This window comes from Paraflavisolibacter caeni, assembly GCF_025628885.1.
Taxonomy (GTDB): Bacteria; Bacteroidota; Bacteroidia; order Chitinophagales; family Chitinophagaceae; genus Flavisolibacter; species Flavisolibacter caeni.
In genome coordinates, this window is sequence record NZ_JAOTIF010000012.1 from 12,835 (window position 1) to 30,724 (window position 17,890).

Sequence of the window (17,890 nt, forward strand, 5' to 3'; positions counted from 1 at the left end):
TTGAGGGGTAAGAGGGCAACTGTGAAATTAAGGGTAAGGGAGGGGGTTAGTAGCATTGTATCAATAAGAATTTTAATTAGTGGGGTTGTTTGTGGGGGCATATGGTTCTGAAATATTTTTGGGCCAGTTGTAATTAATTTTTAGCTTAGTCTAAATTTTAATTTCGGAGTTGTGAATATTTCTAATAGTGAAGAAAACTACCTGAAGACTATTTTTCATCTTCAGGCTGACACTGAGAAAGTGAATACCAACGCTGTTGCTGAAAAGTTGAACACGAGGCCAGCTTCGGTAACTGACATGATGAAAAAGCTGAGTGCTAAAAAGTTGCTGGATTACCAGCCTTATAAAGGTTTCAGTTTGTCGGGTGAGGGGAGAAAGATTGCTTTAGGAATAGTACGCAGGCATCGTCTTTGGGAATATTTTCTGGTTGAAAAATTACACCTGGGCTGGGATGAAGTGCATGAAATTGCTGAAGAGCTGGAACATGTTAGCAGTAAGAGGCTTATTGATAAGCTGGATGAATATTTAGGTTTCCCAAAGTTTGATCCGCATGGTGATCCTATCCCTGACAGCAAAGGAAAGCTCAGGAGATCGAATGAAATCTTATTGCTTCAACTTCCGCTGCATCAGCGAGCAGAGGTTTGCCGTGTTGGTAATCAGTCCGCAGAAATGCTAGAGCTGTTACAACATAAGAATATACGCATTGGAACGAAGCTGGAGGTGAAGAATAACTTCCACTTTGATGGTTCCATTGAAGTAAAAGTCAAGAATACAACTGTTTCCATTAGTGAGCAGCTTGCTAAAAACATCTTTGTTACCTATGAATCATAAGCATAACATTGATGCATCTTTAAGTGAAGTGCATCAAAGTGTAGATACAACTTCTTCCTCAAAACCTGTCTGGAAAAGAATACTTTCATTTTTTGGCCCGGCTTATCTTGTCAGTGTAGGCTATATGGATCCCGGCAACTGGGCTACGGATCTTGCAGGGGGCAGCCAATTTGGCTATTCATTGATCTGGGTTTTACTAATGAGTAACCTGATGGCCTTGTTATTGCAGAGTCTATCAGCCCGCCTAGGTATTGTAAGGGGTAGAGACCTGGCGCAGGCTAATAGAGAGACTTATCCTAAGACGATTAACTTCTTATTGTATATACTTGCTGAGGTTGCGATTGCTGCTTGTGATCTTGCTGAAGTATTGGGGATGGCAATAGGCATTCAATTGTTAACGGGTCTTCCGCTGCTTTGGGCCGTGCTGATCACTGTTTTTGATACTTTCATATTCCTTTTATTGCAACGAATGGGGATGAGGGTAATGGAGGCATTCATAATTTGCCTTGTCGGCATTATTGGTATTTCGTTCCTTATTGAAATCCTGCTTGCGAAGCCTGATGCCGGGCAGATCGCAACCGGCTTTGTCCCCTATCTCCAAGGTCCTAAAGCATTGTACATTGCCATAGGAATCATTGGGGCCACTGTGATGCCGCATAACCTGTACCTGCATTCAGCTTTGGTACAAACCAGGAAAATCAGGCGCGATGAACAGGGTATCAAGCAGGCGCTTAAATTCAATTTTATAGATAGTGCTATAGCGTTGAACCTTGCTTTTTTTGTGAATGCTGCCATATTAATATTAGCCGCTGCAGTTTTCTTTCACAAAGGACATACGGACGTTGCTGAGATTAAAGAAGCGCACCGCCTGCTTGACAGTGTTTTGGGCACGCGCCTGGCCCCGGTATTATTTGCAGTAGCATTAATTGCTGCGGGGCAAAGCTCTACTGTGACAGGAACGCTTGCCGGGCAGATCGTGATGGAAGGGTACCTGCGCTTGCGGATCAATCCCTGGATCAGACGGTTGATGACGCGGTTAATAGCAATTATCCCCGCGGTTATTGTAATCCTCATCAATGGAGAGAATAATATTGACAGTTTGTTGGTATTGAGCCAGGTGATTTTAAGTTTGCAATTGGGTTTCGCCATTATACCGCTGATCCATTTTGTGAGTGACAAGAGCAAAATGGGTATTTTTTCTATCAAGCCAATAGTGCAGTTTATGGCGTGGTTAGTCACCGGCGTTTTAGTGTATCTGAATATCCGGATGGTAACCGGGGAGGCCATCAACTATTTTAAAACCAGTGAAAATGTGTATTGGAAAATAGTGATTGTAATTGGAGGATTGCTTTTTATAGGCTTATTGCTGGTAGCCATTTTTTATCCGTTGGTTAAGAAGAGAAGAAAGCCTGTATCTGTGCAGGTGCACAGGGAGGATGTGCAGGTGAGCAGACTGGAACCCCCGGCTTATGGTCGTATTGCTGTGGCGATTGAATTCAGTCGTCATGACCATACTTTATTATCTTCTGCTATCGGCCAGGCCAGTCAACATACTTCTTTTGTATTGATCCATGTAGTAGAAAGCGTGCCGGCCAAAATATTAGGTGCGGATAGTGATGACTTTGAGACGAGGAAGGACTTTGAAAAGCTGGAAGTGTACGCACAAATTTTGAAGGACAAAGGATATTCTGCGGAAAGCAGGTTGGGATTCAAAAACAGGGTGAAGGAAATTGCGCGCATTGTGAAAGAAAGTAAGGCGGACCTGTTGGTAATAGGCGCCCATGGCCATAGCGGGGTGAAGGACTTGTTGTACGGGACGACTATCGATGCTGTGCGTCACCTTGTGGAGGTGCCGGTGTTTATTGTTAGGTTGTCTGAAACTTGATTTAGAGAGGGGATGGGGAGAGGCGTGCGTATAGTGGTTAATTTGGAGAAAGGAGTGTTTCTTTAGAAATTTTACTAATTCCTGACAATTCGTAGAATACATATAAAAAAATAGCATTAAAGCCATTCATTTTGATAAAACATTAGATTTGCAGCCAATTTTTATTCAAAAGCGCTTATAAAATGACCGAAAAAATCAAAGTTGCCAATCCCGTTGTAGAATTGGATGGTGATGAAATGACCCGCATTATCTGGAAGTTTATCAAAGACAAATTGATCCTTCCTTATATTGATGTTGATATTAAATACTACGATCTGGGTATTGAATATCGTGACCAAACCAATGACCAGGTAACTGTTGATGCCGCTAATGCCATTAAACAATATGGTGTTGGTATCAAATGTGCCACCATTACGCCTGATGAAGCCCGTGTGAAGGAATTCACTCTGAAACAAATGTGGAAGAGCCCTAACGGAACGATCCGTAACATCCTGGATGGAACGGTATTCCGTGAACCAATCGTGATCAAAAACATTCCACGTCTGGTAACTACCTGGGATCAACCAATTGTTGTTGGCCGTCATGCTTTTGGTGACCAATACCGTGCTACTGATTTCGTTGTGAAAGGAAAAGGTAAGTTGACCATTACTTTCCAAGGAGAAAATGGAGAAAAGCAAGAATACGAAGTATATAACTATAGTGGCGAAGGCGGTGTTGCTTTAGCTATGTACAATACAGACGAAAGCATTCGTGGCTTTGCCAGAAGCTGTATGAACATGGCGCTTCAAAAAGGCTGGCCGCTGTACATGAGCACAAAGAATACCATCCTGAAGAAATATGATGGTCGCTTTAAGGATATCTTCCAGGAAGTGTTTGATGCTGAGTTCAAGCAAAAGTTTGCTGATGCAGGCATCACTTACGAGCACCGCCTGATCGATGACATGGTAGCGAGCGCTATGAAATGGAACGGTGGTTTTGTTTGGGCTTGTAAGAACTATGATGGTGATGTGCAAAGTGATTCTGTGGCTCAAGGTTTCGGTTCACTTGGTCTGATGACTTCTGTACTGGTTACTCCTGATGGTAAGACCATGGAAGCTGAGGCTGCGCATGGTACTGTAACCCGTCACTACCGTGAGCATCAGAAAGGTAATCCTACATCTACCAATCCTATTGCTTCCATTTTTGCATGGACCAGAGGTCTTGCTTTCCGTGGAAAGCTTGATGGCAATCAAAAGCTGATTGACTTCTGTAAAGCTTTGGAAGAAGTATGTATCGAGACTGTGGAAAGTGGCAAGATGACCAAAGACCTGGCATTGACCATTAAGCCTGGTAAGGTTCAGCATGGCAAGGATTTCTTGTATACAGAAGAATTCCTGGATGCTATTGATGAAAACCTGAAGAAGAAAATGGCGGGGAAGTAATTATCTCTGATAAATAATTTTAGAAAGGAGCTGCGGAAGATCATCCGCAGCTTTTTTATTTATCGCTTTATTGTTTGGATTTGTTTCCTTTAATTTGCACACGTAAATGACTCTGTAGCTCAGTTGGTAGAGCAGCTGACTCTTAATCAGCGGGCCTAGGGTTCGAGTCCCTACAGGGTCACAACAGCCTCCTCAACGGAGGCTTTTTTATTGCAAATTGTATTGATTTTCAACTATTTTCAAAAATCTTTCATCAAATCAAACCAATTCAAACCAATGCATTCGGTAACCATTTCGGTAACCATTGTATCTTCCTAATTTTAGGTTACCGAATTTAAGTGAAGTGCTTGATAGACGTGGGTTTAAGAGGATTGCAAAAGGCTGCAAAAAGCATCAAAAAAAAGAAAAAGCAATCAAAATTCGGTTACCAAAACACACTACAACATGAAAATTAACCAAAACACGTCAATCCTTTTTTGGCTGTACAAAGGAAAACAGTCAGAAGACGGCAAAGCCCCCATTTACTGCCGCATCACTATCGAAGGTAAACGCACTCAATTCTCTACCGGCAAAAAGATCATAGCCAACAATTGGAACGCAGAACTAGGAGCAGCCAAAGGCAACAACCAGGAAGCTATTGATATCAACAGGGAATTAGCAAAGATCAAAGCTGGCCTTCAGAAAACTTTTGATCAGTTATCGGCCATTCACGAAAGAGTGACTGCCGAAATGGTCAAAAACACCTACCTCGGCATTGGACCCCGGTACAAAACCATCCTAGAAGTATTCACTGAATACAATCAAATTATGAAGGAGAGGGCCCAGGCCAAAGAACCCACCTTAAGCATGGCCACCTGGCAGCGCTTCGAAATAGGGAAGAAGAAGGTCGAAGCCTTCCTGAAGCATAGGAATGGTACCAGTGAAAAATTCATTCAGGACGTTAAGAACACTTTTGGCGAAGACTTTAAGCATTATCTCACCACCGTTGAAAACATCTGTATGAACACCGCCTGGAAATACCTCAAGATCGCCAAGCAGGTATTTCGCTATGCCGTACTGCAGGAATACATTCCCACTTCCCCCATGGCTGCTTTTAAGTGCACCTACAAAAATCCAAAACGCGAACGTCTCACCTGGGAAGAGTTGGTTAATTTATATCATACTGAAATGCCAATGAAGCGCCTGGAAGAGGTTAGAGATGTTTATGTTTTTAGTTGCTTTACAGGTTATGCTTATATGGATACCTATAAACTTACCCCCGAAAATGTGATCCCCTGGATTGATGGATCCAAATGGATGATCAAGGACCGTAGTAAGAACGACAACAAAGCAAACGTGCCGCTCATGGATATCGCACTGGCCATCATCGAAAAATATAAAAAACATCCTTACTGCCAGGCTTACCGCAAGCTGCTACCTGTCAACAGTAATCAGCGTTATAATACTTATCTCAAAGAAGTGGCAACTATAGCTGGCATTGATAAAAACCTGACCACCCACACTGCCAGGCATACCTTCGCCACTACAGTTTTACTGGAACATGATTGCCCAATAGAATCTGCCAGCGAAATGCTAGGGCACAATTCTATCCGCACTACTCAGATCTACGCCAAGACAACCGACGTGAAGGTGAGCAAGAACATGAAAGACGTGAGAGCTAAGATCTCCGGAAAACTGGAGGTGGCCAAGACTGGTAGTTAGTCATAGCCATTTATATTAAATGAGATAAAACTATCTCATTTACCTTCACACATTCTATACAAACTTGTCTCTTTTATCTTTAAAAAATTATAAGGTAAATGGGCAGGTTTTTTTATAAAGTATAATATATTTAACGCCCATTTGGTTGCCATATAGACATTAGCCTTCTGAAACAAACCATCATTTCCCTTCATTGGTAACCAAATTGTTTGAATGCCAATGTAGCTGACCTACCTGAAAACACCCTTAAGGGACCAATCCAATGCGCATCCAGGTTGTCCCTGCCAAAATTCACCTTTAGTTCTAAGCATTATTTCATCAATCCCCTGACAGGTTTGATAAGGGAAGTTTTGCCTCTTCATTTAAACAATGAAGCGAGGGCGCATCGTAGGAAACTGAAAGCTTAACGATAATACACCATAACTAAACTTAAAAAATTTGAAGAACTCATTAGAAAAGCTTTATTATTTAATCAATGTGCGGATTAACCCTGTCAATACAGAAGGAATTGATGCCTCTTGTCGTTTTTTAGATATTTGGATCAATGAAACAATTTCAGAAACTGAAAGCATCAGAACTTACTTGCTTAAAAAGTCTGTAGACATCGAAAATGAACAATCTCTCGTACTCTTAATTTACCAATGTGAGTCAGCCCTGATACGCCTCCTGGACAAAGTCTTTAGCTACATGGATCCTGCTTCTCCGCTCAATGGTATGTATGATACCATCCTAAAGCGCCTGGAGAAGCTGCTGCATTTTATTGAATGCCATTATCCTAAATACTTCAACAAGGAAGAAAAGGTACCAGATCATTTGCTGCATGCCACCCAAGCACTCATTAAAAAAGAACTTCGGCAACTGGAAAAGACTGTTTTTGCTGGCACTGATCCCAGGCTGAAGAAAATAGTATGCAACCATCTGCAAAAGTTTACGCAACACAACAGCCAGGAGTTTATCTGTTATAAGAAGGTCGCCTACATCAAAGAGCTGGTTACTGAGTTGAAAGATATATCGTCAGGCTTCACATGTTCCTCCAGGCAGCTAATGGACTTGCTGATCTACATGAACTTCAATACGGCTGATTTGTTTAGTTATTATGTGTCTAATATTGAATCCACCACTGCTGTATGTAATATGCCAGCCCAAAAGAGAGATGCATTGCTCTCAGGTCTTAAAACGTTAAACCAACTGCAGGAAAAGCCGGGCATTGCTTTCAAACCCAAGATGAGAAGCTTAAAAGAACAGATATGTTCCTGGATCTCTGAAGAAATCAATTATTTGGATCAACAACAGGCCTGCTTACATGCTTCTTATGTTCAGTCAATGCCCACCCAAGATGTGGATGATGAAGAAAAACTGCACACTTCCCTTTCTGTGCAGCAACTCGCCATCTTAATTAGAGCAGCCCGGGATACAGGGGTGTTGACCAATAAGAACCAATCAGCTCTTCTTAAAACCTTTGCAAAGGTATTCCGCACTCCCCAGGCAGAAACCATTTCCGCCGAAAGTTTGCGTAGCAAGTATTATACAACTGAGTCAAATGCTCTTGAATCAGTTAAAGATATTTTGATGAAAATGTTCAATAAAGCACAATCCTATTGACCACAAAAAACTTACTTACTTATCCAAAAATATTTTCTCTAATGTGCATTTGTCATTCGTCACGAGTTCGCCTTTGACGGATTCGAATGATTCGTCATTCAAATCAGTCTTCTTTCAGGAAATCCATCAAATCATACTTCTGCAGGTAATCTACAATTTCATACTGGTGATGATAAGTAAAGGAGGGATAGTCATGCCACCTGTAGGCTGGAACATTCAAAAGATCCTGTAGGCTCTTATGGCCTTTTTCCAATAATAAACTTTTCAGTTCCGGACTAAATGGAAGATCTTGAATAGGAGTGTTTAATATTTCCTGTTGGCGACTCATAAGAAAAAAATTAGCGTGGTACACATGTCTACGGTTACTGAGGGACCGCCAAGCCCCAACATCGCCAATAGACCGTGCCCACGCCGTAGCGTAGGCGACCGGTCTATCTTCGGAGCGATGTTTAGAAAGTTTGGCGGTTTTCAGTAACTCTTCAGATAGCGTTCGCTATCAAATATTTTTATGTAGTTTCTTGTTTATGTCATGTCACAAATATAGTATAGCTGACCTCCCAATTCTGAATTTGTTCTCTTTCTCTTACTCACTCATATTATTTAAAAAATCATAACTCAGTCCCAGTCTGCCTTTCACTGGGGTACCGGTACCCCTGCTACCCCTGTGATATTGCAAAAACTCCTCTCTTTGTTCCATCATTAAAACAAAACAAATTTTATGGCAGTAGAAATTTTAACCCGGCACGATTTGATGTTATTTAAAGAGGATTTAATCAGTGAACTGAAGCAGATGTTTAACAAAGAGCAGGCAACACAGAAAAAGTGGCTAAAGTCTGATGAAGTGCGCAGGTTACTCAAGGTATCTCCAGGTACCCTGCAAACGCTTCGCGTCAACGGTACTCTTCAATATACCAAAATAGGAGGGATCATCTATTACGATTACGACTACATACAATCCCTACTCACCAAATCCAAAATGTAATATGAATACACTAAGCCTGTTCCCTTGTGCGCCTGCAAGACTACACACGCGGAGCGATTGTGGCAGTCTTGAACCATCTTTGGTTACTTTCTTTGTTTCAAGACAAAGAAAGTAACACTAACCAAAAACTAACATTGTGAACTACATTCTGCATCTAAACAATTTCCTTGAACGAGTCAAAGCAGATCCATCGCTTTCTCCACTTCATGTAAGTCTTTATATGGCGCTATTCCACTACTGGAATATAAATCGTTTTGGCAATCCATTTCCAGTGTACAGGGAGGATCTCATGCAACTCAGTAAAATTGGATCCAAGAACACCTATCATAAATGCATACGGGAATTAAACGACGCAGGTTTTATCCTGTTTTATCCAGCCCCTGCTAAATACTTACCGGTGGCAGTTAGCATGATAAGGTTTGACAGGGAAATAGAGAAAAATAGTTATCAACAATTGGATATGTTTAGTCCCAAAAGTGGTACTTGTAAAGCATCTTCTACAAGTACCGAAAATGATACTAGACAAGTACCACTTTTGGGCTCAGCAAGTATCAAAAATGATACTAGACAAGTATCAAAAGTGGTACTCCTTTATAAACATATAAACTTTAAACAGTTAAACAGTGTGTGTAACACACCCACAAAAAAAAATAAAAAAAATAATGTGGAAAAAAAGAAATCCAATACTTCTTCAGTTACACCCAAACAGCAGAAGCAAAAAGAAAACAAAGCACCCCGCGCCGAAAATCCGAAACTTACACTAAAGCCACCTACGCAGAAGAAAAGGCAGGAGAGGGCTGGTCCCACACTTCCGGAAGTAGAAACATTTTTCCGCCAGCACAACTACCCCCTTTCGGAAGCCCAGAAATTTTTCTACTACAACCAGGGCAAGGCCTGGATGATCAGTGAAACACTTCCGGTCACAGATTGGAAATCCATTGCTCACAAATGGATGCTTAATACCAAAACGCAAAAACAAAACAATGATCCAACCCAATACCTCCATACCTCACGAAATAAAAACTATTCAGAGCCACTATGACTACACAGCCTATTGGATGCTCGTCGAAAAGAAAGGAAAAGAAATCTTTGGTCCCAGGTTCCGGCTCTATGAAGAAGATGCTGGCATTATCCTGCAGTTACTCATATATTTCCTGCAAGATGTTCCTTTAGCCCAAAAATACAAGATCGACCTCAGCAAAGGGATAATCCTCGCCGGACCAGTAGGCTGCGGTAAAACGACTCTAATAACGCTTATGAACCAGGTGCTCCCTGTTCTACGTCGTCACATGGTCAGAGCCTGCCGAGAAATTGCCTTTGAATTCGGTATCGAAGGCTTCGAAGCCATCCAGCGCTATACCCGCAAATCCTTCAATCAGTACAGCGAAACCACTGTCACCTATTGCTTCGACGACCTGGGGCTCGAGCCTTCCGTACAACACTATGGCAGTGTCTGCAATGTCATGGCCGAAATACTGCTATCCCGCTACGACCTATTCATCCGCTTCAAAATGCTCTCCCACATCACTACCAACCTAAACAGTCAGGAAATTGAAAGCCTCTATGGCAACCGGGTCCGGAGCCGCTGCCGCGAAATGTTCAACCTGATTTCATTCAATATCAATTCCTTAGATAAAAGGACCTGAATGTGTCATTCGCCAGGATTTTCCAGCTTTCTTTCCGTTTCCTTGATCCATGTTGTGGTTTGTCTTGCCTTTTATCAATAAATTGCGCACCCCATCACCACAACAACAAAACTAATGGTCACCATTGTTCATAAAATTGATGATTTCCTTTTCAACCTATTCCCTTCGCTAAAGGGTACTCATGACCATACCCAACTTAAACAGGAGTTGGAATCCTATTACTCCTATAAATCCATCAAACCAAATGTGACCATCGTAGGCGACTTGATTACCATCACCATCGACACAGAAGCAATAGCAGCTCAGGAAAAAGATTATGACAAAGCCATTGTCCTATGCGAGCAGGGCCGCTTTGCCCAGGCAAAACCTTTGCTGAAAAAACTTATTTACGCCAACCCAACAAATTCCAACCTGCACCGCATCTTAGGCCAGGTTTACGAATCCGAAGGAAGGATCGATGATGCCATCAATACACTTATTGAAGCACTCCGCTGGGGCCCTAACAATGTGGAAGCTCTTGTCATGATGGGCAACATCTTTACCCGTCATCAAAACGACCGGCAGGTGGCCAAGGCATATTTCCAAAAAGCCCTGGAAGTTCAGCCCGATAATCACTTTACCCTTACTAACCTCGGGTCAATCCTGATGCAGGAAGGTAAAATTGAAGATGCTAAAGCTCTTTTCCTTAAGGTCAATAGCATCAATCCCGATTATCCAAATGCCATCCTGGCTCTAGCCATGCTTGCAGAAAGGGCCAATGATCCGGATACCACATTCTCCCTGGCCACAAAAGCTCTAAAGAGAGTGGCAACCACAGATCCTGTTGTTCCACCTGCTACCAACTTGGCCATCAATGCTGCCAAGGCCTCCTTGGAAAGGAATTATGAAGACATTATCAATAATTACATTTCTGAGATTAGAACTATTTCCGATAAGCCGGTACTGCTGCAGCAGGACAGCACCATTGCCACTCCTGCCAAACTGGAACTTGCAGAGAAATACAACAGGCCTCACCACATAGTTAAATACAGGGCAAAAACCCCTTACACACCTCACCTAATTATGCACGAGTTGGTGCATCTGCAATTCATTGAAGAAGCCCGGGCGGCCGGTGTAAACGAATTGTTTATTTCGCACGAGGATTCCCGTCAGCAGTTTATTAAAGACTTCCGCAAAGAAGCCGAGAAGTTGAGAAAGCAGGGAATAAGCGAAGAAAACACCCATAACTTTTTCAATTCCCTTTTTTCGGGTATTAACTCTCAGATGTTCAATACGCCCATTGACCTTTTCATTGAACAACTTCTATTTGACAAATACCCGCAATTGCGCCCGGTTCAGTTTCTTTCCATTCAGCAACTAATCGAAGAAGGTATAAAAGGCTGTACTTCCAAACAGATCCTGGAGTTAACGCCCAAACTCATTCTTACAGCCAGTCGTGTTTTAAACCTGGTGAATGCCATTCAATTCAAATCTCTCTTTGGTTTTGATGTCTTGGATGCATTCAAAGCGCCTAAAAGCGAATTGCAGCAGGCCCAAACCCTTTATGATGAATGGCTAACATATAAAGATGACCGTGAGCCAGGCGAAGAATACGAAATCATTCGCCACTGGCAGCAGGATCTTCAGCTAACAAAATATGCAGAATTAATTCCGGAAGAAAAAGCAATTGAAAAAACAGATATTGACAGTCTGTTGGATAAAATTGCTGCCGACCCTTACAACCAGGATAGGGAAGAGGATGGGCCTACTTTTACCACTATGCAAGATCCCATTGGTAAAATTGCCATTATCCAGTATATGATCGGTGCCTTGCAATATTTCAAAGACAAGCCAAAAGAAGCGATCCAAAAAGTAGCTTTTGAAATAGCCGGTTTAGGGGCCCTCGGCATAAACCCTAGCGACAAAGACGCCCGCACCAGTTTAGCCTCAGTTCCTGGCAAAAGCTTCTCCAATCTTCAAATGCTGGCTTGGATGTACGTATCCTTCCAGCAGATCAATCCAGACCTGGATACAGGATTGGATTTTAAAAATGAATATAATATTGCACTTAACTCTTATTCATGATAGAATTTTTCCTTTCATGAATTATGTATTAATTTCATACATAATGGTACTTTTCTTTTCTTAATTTGCGAACGCCAAAAACTTAAATCACGATAAAGTTTTTTAATAAAATTTATCCAGACTCATGAAGCCACTAAAACAACTGCTAACACCACGTCCTTCAATTTTCGATAAGTCCAAAAGAGACACTGTACTAGACCTGACAGATTTAATGTCTGAAGGGAGAATTAATGCCAACGAGTTCTTCAAGGAAAACTTTGTTACTGACGGCATGAAAGCGCTTTACCAGGGTGTAATACAGCGTTTTGAAGGTAGATCCGATGATGGCATTTTCCGGTTAAAACAGACTATGGGTGGAGGTAAGACCCACAACATGATCGCGTTGGGGTTATTGGCTCAGCATCCGGATTTGCGCAACCATTTAATGGGCAAGTATTATAAAACTGCCTTTGATAAAAAAGTTAGGGTAGTGGCTTTTTCTGGCTATGAAACGCCTCAATATGGTTTATGGGGCTTTATCGCGGAAAAGCTGGAAAAGAAAGATGCTTTTAAAAACTATTATGAGCCTTTATCTGCTCCAGGTCAAACAGCTTGGATTGAATTATTAAAAGGCGAACCTTTACTGATCCTGATAGATGAATTGCCGCTTTACCTTGAAGGCGCCAAAGCGAAACAAATTGGTAATTCTGATTTAGCAACTCAAACGGCTTTAGCATTAACCAACTTGATGGTTGCAATTGGTAAAGAAGAATTGAAAAACGTTTGCTTGATTATGTCCGACCTAACTGCAAACTGGCAGGATGGTATGACCATGATACATGAAGTTTTGCGAAACGTGGATGCGCAAACAAAACGTTCTGCACGCGATTTTACCCCTGTTCAGCCGAATTCTGACGAGATCTATCAAATTCTTCGTAAACGGTTATTCGAAAATGAAGCTGCCCCTTCTGATATCAAAGAAATAGCTGTTGCCTATGGTGAAGCTCTAAAAGAAGCAAAACTAGTGGGCATGACCAGCGATAGTCCTGAGTCCTTTGCTGCAAGTATTGAAAATTCTTATCCTTTTCACCCGGGTATTAAAGATTTGTTTGCCCGGTTCAAAGAAAATCCGGGTTTTCAACAAACCAGGGGCATGATCCGGTTAATGAGAACTTTCCTGTCAAGAATGTTTAATGAAAAAGATGGCTGGGCGGATGCCTCTTATCTTATTCATCCCTTTGACTTTGATCTAAATGATTCTGATACCTTAACCGAAGTACAAAATGTAAACAGAGAGTTGGTTAATGCAATCGGAAAGGATATTGCAAATCATGGTTCAGCAACTGCCGAAAAAATTGATGCCAAGTTTGGAAATTCATTGTCAACTGATACAGCCAAATTAATACTGCTCTCTTCGCTTTCCAGCATATCAGGAGGATTGAAAGGTCTAAGTGAAAATGATATTATTAAGAACATCATATTGCCCGGCCGGGTTCCATCCAGTATAAAAACCGACGTATTGATTCCCCTCACAACGGAAGCTTGGTATCTGCACACGGATCGGGCTGGTAATTTATTATTCAAAGATGTAAAAAATGTAGTAGCCCAGCTAAACGAATATTCCGGCAATTACAATCCGGAAACTGTAAAGAAGGATTTGATCAACTATCTAAAGGAGTTGTTTGAACCTAAAAGAAAAGATTGTTACCAAACGGTTTACGTTCTACCATCTTTAGATGAGGTAGTCCTTTCTCCGGATAAGGTTGCTTTAGTCATTTATACGCCCCATTTTACCGCCGGCTTAAATCCTCAGCTGGAGGAATTTTATAAAGACCAGTTATATAAAAATCGGATAATGTTTTTATCCGGTGATAATAAATCATTAGCATCAGTCAACGAAAATGCTGCGCAATGGAAGGCTATTAACCAGATATTAGCAGACTTGGCCAGTCGTCAGGATGTCCAGAAAAATTCCTCCGAATATATACATGCTGAAAGTTTGCAGGAAAGTATTCAATTTAATTTACGTAGTGCATTACAGCAAACATTTGTGAAGCTTTGGTATCCACATTCTTTGGGTTTAAAGAGCGATACTTTGTCAGGGCAGTTTACAGATAGTAATTACGACGGTGAAGAACAAATCCGGATCACTTTAGGTAAATCACAGAAATTTACTACCGACGTTACAAGCGATTTGTTCCGCCAGCAATGTGAAGTAAAGATTTTCGTTCAGAAGCAAATGCCATGGAATGAAATAAAGAAAAATGCAGCCATGAATACAAAATGGCAATGGCATAAGCAAGATGCGTTAGACCAGCTGAAAGATGATATGATCTTCAAAGGCCAGTGGAAATCCGATGGCAGTAATTGGGTTGAAAAAGGACCTTTCCCGCTTCCTGTCACAGAAGTTAGAATTCAAAAGATTGCACGAGATGAAGACACTGGTGAGACTACTCTAAAGATTACGCCTGTTAATGGGGATACAGTTTACTATGAAGTAGGGGGCACTGCCACTACAGCTTCTGCAAAAATTAAAGATTATAAAGAGTTTAAGTCAAAGGATTTAGCTGTTTCCTTTTTATGTGTAGACAGCACAGGTAAACACCAAACTGGCACACCTTTATTATGGAAAAATGAAATTTCACTTAAATACAGGGTCTTTGATCAGGGGGGGCAAAAAATGTTGGAATTGAAGGAAGCTCCTGCTGCTGCTTCTATAAAATATACAACTGATGGCTCCAATCCTGTTAATGGTGGTGCAAGTTATGATGCGCCTTTCCCTGTTCCTCATGGGGCAAGCTTTGTGTTAGCTGTTGCACAGAGCGACGATGTCTCTTCCGGTCAAATCAAAATTGATATTCCTAAGGGTGATGATGCTGGTCCGGTTATCGACAAAAACAAGCCATTAAAGTGGAAAAGAAAACAGGCATTTCAATCAACTCAAGAGACGTATGATTTTTTTGAAAAAGCAAAAAAACATGACGCTCAATTGTATCTTTCTTTAGTTTCTGTTCAAGGTGCAAGTTGGGTGGAATTGAGTATGAATGATGAATTACTGGTCAATCCACTTCAATTGGAAGAGGTAGTAGGCAAAATAAGAGAAAACATTTTTGGCGAAGGGCAGGTATGTGCAGAAGTTGCGGCTATGCAGTTTCCCTCTGGTCAGAAATTTGAAGATTATTTGCATGAAATAAAAACGGAATTAAAACATAACGAAGTTGAGCAGTAAGAAAAAAATAACGGGCTTTGGATTTATACCAGAGGAAAGTGAACATCACTTTCTTATAAATATTTTATCCAAAGATGTGGTAGTGGCGGAACAGTTCAACTATGATCCTGATGCTTCTCTGGCAGAGTTGAGTTATAAAATTGGCCGGCAGAACACGCAAATAAAAGTGATCCTGCACCGTAAAAAGTGGGACCTGATAGCTGACGAAGTAAAAGCTGAATTTAACCGTAGGCTGAATGAGTTAGATTCACCTATTGGTAAATGGGCAAACAACCGCAATTACCTGAACCGGTTATTTGGTAAAGAACTCGTTTTGTTATGCTGGGCTATCGAAGAAGCCGAAGCTGCGCTGATTCCTACAGCACTTCAAAACTGGCTGGGATTGAAGCCTGAAGAGCGTTGGTGGCTTTATACCATGACCAATGCTGCTACCGGCCATGCCATATATGGCAGGAACATTGGCTGGAGAAAAGCCATTCGATATGCACTTACAGAAAATCCGGTGAGCAATACACCTAGAGTGACGATGTTAGACAATCTGGACGGTTCTTCCTTATTTGAGTTGAAAGAGGTGGAAGAGGAAAAATATAATAAGCCTTTGAAAAAGACTAAACGGTAACTTTCGGCAATATTTTATATAATTGTAGAAAATAACAAGTGTAACTTTCGGCACTAATCTCCATCTTTGCCGATAATAACAAAAATGCAGACATTCTTAAAATTTCAGGAGCTGATTGCTTTTCTGCCTCAGGATGAACCGTTTCGCAGGGACCTGGTCGGACATTTTTATGAGCAGAAAGGAGAGGTGCTTACAGAAGAAAATTTGAAAGTAAGGGTAAACAGGCTAAAGGCAAAAGGTGTCATTGTAAATATTGGCAGAGGATGGTATAGATTGAACAACAAAAGGATCTTTAAACCGGAAATAACCGCAACCGTTAAAAAGGTAAACTCAAAAATCAGGAAAAACTTCCCTTATCTCAACTATCAATTATGGTCAACTCAATGGCTGAATCAGTTGCTTACGCTTCAGTTGTTAAAGAGTATAACTATTGTAGAAGTCGAAAGTGGTTCTGAAGAGGCCGTATTCAGAAATCTTAAAGAATCTTTTCCTTATCAAACATTTCTGAGCCCTTCAGATGAAGAATGGGCCAATTATATTGCGGATAAGGAAGAAACAATCCTGGTCCGGTCAATGATTTCAGAATCTCCGAAAGAGCTGCACCAGGGCATACGAACGCCTAAATTGGAAAAACTCCTCGTTGACCTTTACTGCGATAGGCTTTGGCAGCTATTATTTTCGGCAGAAATGGAAAATATATTCCGCGAATCTTGTGAAAAGTTTGCAATAAACTTTAGCACCTTATTAAGTTATTCAGCAAGGCGGGGAAAGCGTACTGAAATTTGGCAGTACATAAAAGAACTTCATGTTTTAGACAGCGCAACAATAGACCTAATTGAAAGATGATTCAACCACAATCCTATACTATCGACTGGCTGGATGATAAAGTAAAAGAATTTAACGCCAATAGCTACGATTTAGCTGAAAAAATGGTGTATGCTTTAACGCTTTTGGAGCAGTTGCAATTGAATGGACTGAATTTTATTTTTAAAGGAGGTACTTCTTTAGTGCTCTTGTTAGATGGCTTCAACCGCTTTTCAAAGGATATAGATATTATGATGACTCAAAAGCCAGCTAATCTGCATGATGTTTTTAACCAGGTTGTAAAAAATTCGCCTTTTATACGGTGGGAAGAAAATAGAAGAACTGGTGACAGCTTTGGTGTCCCTAAAGAGCATTATAAATTCATTTACAAACAATCCAAAAATGCACAGTATCCGGAAGAACCAGTGTTGTTGGACATCATTTTTGTAGAAAGCACTTACCCCGAAACGATTGTGCTCCCGGTCAGGCATTCGGTATTGCATGCAGAAGAACCTCATGCGGAAGTTATTGTACCCTCTATCGATGCCATTACCGGTGATAAGCTGACGGCCTTTGCTCCGGCAACCATCGGAATACCAGCGGGTAAAGGCAAAGCGGTCGAAATAGCGAAGCAGTTGTTTGACCTGAATATCTTGTATGATAAAGTAAAAAGCTTTGACACTGTGCGTCAAAGCTTTTCTGCAACTGCTGTCATGGTAGCAAAATATTATGGATCAAACGTTTCAGAAAATGATGTGTACGATGATATAATCGAAACTTCATTTGTAATGGCCATGGGTGGAAAAGTAACTGCGCCATTGTATGCTGAAATCAAATCAGGGGTGACAGCACTGAACAGCTATCTCAGTAGAAAAGCTTCTTTTAGCTTTGATAAGGCGGTGCTGGCGGCGGCAAGGTTGGCTTACCTGGCAGCCTGTTTTAAAACAGGGATTACACCGGAAAGGCTGGAAGAAATAAGCGCGGAGAGATATAAAACTATGCGTATTGAACATCAAAAGTTCAGCGCATTGAACAAACCGCTAAAGGCCGGTTATCCGCTTGCCTGGCTCTACTGGTACCATGCTGCGCAATTATTGAACTTCTAAATAATTTCTTATTAATCAATT

General features: G+C 41.3%; 14 protein-coding genes and 1 tRNA gene. 14 read left to right on the forward strand and 1 reads right to left on the reverse strand.

Features of this window, described 5'->3' with window-relative positions; translation table 11 throughout:
• The first annotated feature begins 171 nt into the window (after nucleotides 1-171).
• The 6 genes from OCK74_RS14780 (at nucleotide 172) to OCK74_RS14805 (ending at nucleotide 7,440) form a co-directional block, all read left to right on the forward strand.
• Nucleotides 172-831 carry a metal-dependent transcriptional regulator gene (locus OCK74_RS14780; protein WP_279297825.1) on the forward strand — a complete coding sequence of 220 codons (660 nt, stop codon included), beginning with the start codon at nucleotides 172-174 and terminating at the stop codon, nucleotides 829-831.
• Nucleotides 821-2,716 carry an Nramp family divalent metal transporter gene (locus OCK74_RS14785; RefSeq protein ID WP_279297826.1) on the forward strand — a complete coding sequence of 632 codons (1,896 nt, stop codon included), beginning with the start codon at nucleotides 821-823 and terminating at the stop codon, nucleotides 2,714-2,716. Before OCK74_RS14780 ends, OCK74_RS14785 begins: the two co-directional genes overlap by 11 nt.
• Before the next feature lie 182 nt (nucleotides 2,717-2,898).
• A complete protein-coding gene (locus tag OCK74_RS14790) occupies nucleotides 2,899-4,137 on the forward strand; it encodes an isocitrate dehydrogenase (NADP(+)) (RefSeq protein ID WP_279297827.1) in 1,239 nt (412 codons plus the stop codon).
• A 108-nt stretch (nucleotides 4,138-4,245) separates the two neighbouring features.
• Nucleotides 4,246-4,318: transfer RNA gene (locus tag OCK74_RS14795), tRNA-Lys, on the forward strand.
• Between the two features lie 263 nt (nucleotides 4,319-4,581).
• Entirely contained in the window at nucleotides 4,582-5,838 is a 1,257-nt protein-coding gene (locus OCK74_RS14800; protein ID WP_279297828.1) for a site-specific integrase, read from the forward strand.
• 438 nt (nucleotides 5,839-6,276) lie between these two features.
• Nucleotides 6,277-7,440 (forward strand): hypothetical protein, encoded by a 1,164-nt coding sequence (locus OCK74_RS14805; protein ID WP_279297829.1) that lies wholly within the window; start codon nucleotides 6,277-6,279, stop codon nucleotides 7,438-7,440.
• Nucleotides 7,441-7,543: 103 nt separating this feature from the next.
• Here the strand turns inward: OCK74_RS14805 and OCK74_RS14810 are convergent, their stop codons facing one another.
• Nucleotides 7,544-7,768, reverse strand: a complete 225-nt coding sequence (locus OCK74_RS14810; protein WP_279297830.1) for a hypothetical protein — start codon at nucleotides 7,766-7,768, stop codon at nucleotides 7,544-7,546.
• 390 nt (nucleotides 7,769-8,158) lie between these two features.
• Here OCK74_RS14810 and OCK74_RS14815 point away from each other — a divergent pair, with 390 nt between their 5' ends.
• From OCK74_RS14815 to OCK74_RS14850, 8 genes are all read left to right on the forward strand, one after another.
• Nucleotides 8,159-8,422, forward strand: coding sequence for a helix-turn-helix domain-containing protein (locus tag OCK74_RS14815; protein ID WP_279297831.1), 264 nt, complete (start codon nucleotides 8,159-8,161; stop codon nucleotides 8,420-8,422).
• Nucleotides 8,423-8,558: 136 nt separating this feature from the next.
• Nucleotides 8,559-9,464, forward strand: coding sequence for a hypothetical protein (locus tag OCK74_RS14820; protein WP_279297832.1), 906 nt, complete (start codon nucleotides 8,559-8,561; stop codon nucleotides 9,462-9,464).
• Nucleotides 9,465-9,480: 16 nt separating this feature from the next.
• A complete protein-coding gene (locus OCK74_RS14825) occupies nucleotides 9,481-10,068 on the forward strand; it encodes a P-loop NTPase family protein (protein WP_279297833.1) in 588 nt (195 codons plus the stop codon).
• 114 nt (nucleotides 10,069-10,182) lie between these two features.
• Nucleotides 10,183-12,132, forward strand: coding sequence for a tetratricopeptide repeat protein (locus tag OCK74_RS14830; RefSeq protein WP_279297834.1), 1,950 nt, complete (start codon nucleotides 10,183-10,185; stop codon nucleotides 12,130-12,132).
• Between the two features lie 124 nt (nucleotides 12,133-12,256).
• Entirely contained in the window at nucleotides 12,257-15,340 is a 3,084-nt protein-coding gene (locus OCK74_RS14835) for a DUF499 domain-containing protein (protein WP_279297835.1), read from the forward strand.
• Nucleotides 15,330-15,959 carry a DUF3780 domain-containing protein gene (locus tag OCK74_RS14840; protein ID WP_279297836.1) on the forward strand — a complete coding sequence of 210 codons (630 nt, stop codon included), beginning with the start codon at nucleotides 15,330-15,332 and terminating at the stop codon, nucleotides 15,957-15,959. Before OCK74_RS14835 ends, OCK74_RS14840 begins: the two co-directional genes overlap by 11 nt.
• An 84-nt stretch (nucleotides 15,960-16,043) precedes the next feature.
• On the forward strand, nucleotides 16,044-16,805 hold the full coding sequence (locus tag OCK74_RS14845) for a DUF6577 family protein (RefSeq protein WP_279297837.1): 762 nt from the start codon (nucleotides 16,044-16,046) through the stop codon (nucleotides 16,803-16,805).
• Nucleotides 16,802-17,869, forward strand: a complete 1,068-nt coding sequence (locus tag OCK74_RS14850; RefSeq protein ID WP_279297838.1) for a nucleotidyl transferase AbiEii/AbiGii toxin family protein — start codon at nucleotides 16,802-16,804, stop codon at nucleotides 17,867-17,869. The genes OCK74_RS14845 and OCK74_RS14850 overlap by 4 nt, the downstream gene beginning before the upstream one ends.
• The last annotated feature ends 21 nt before the right edge of the window (nucleotides 17,870-17,890 follow it).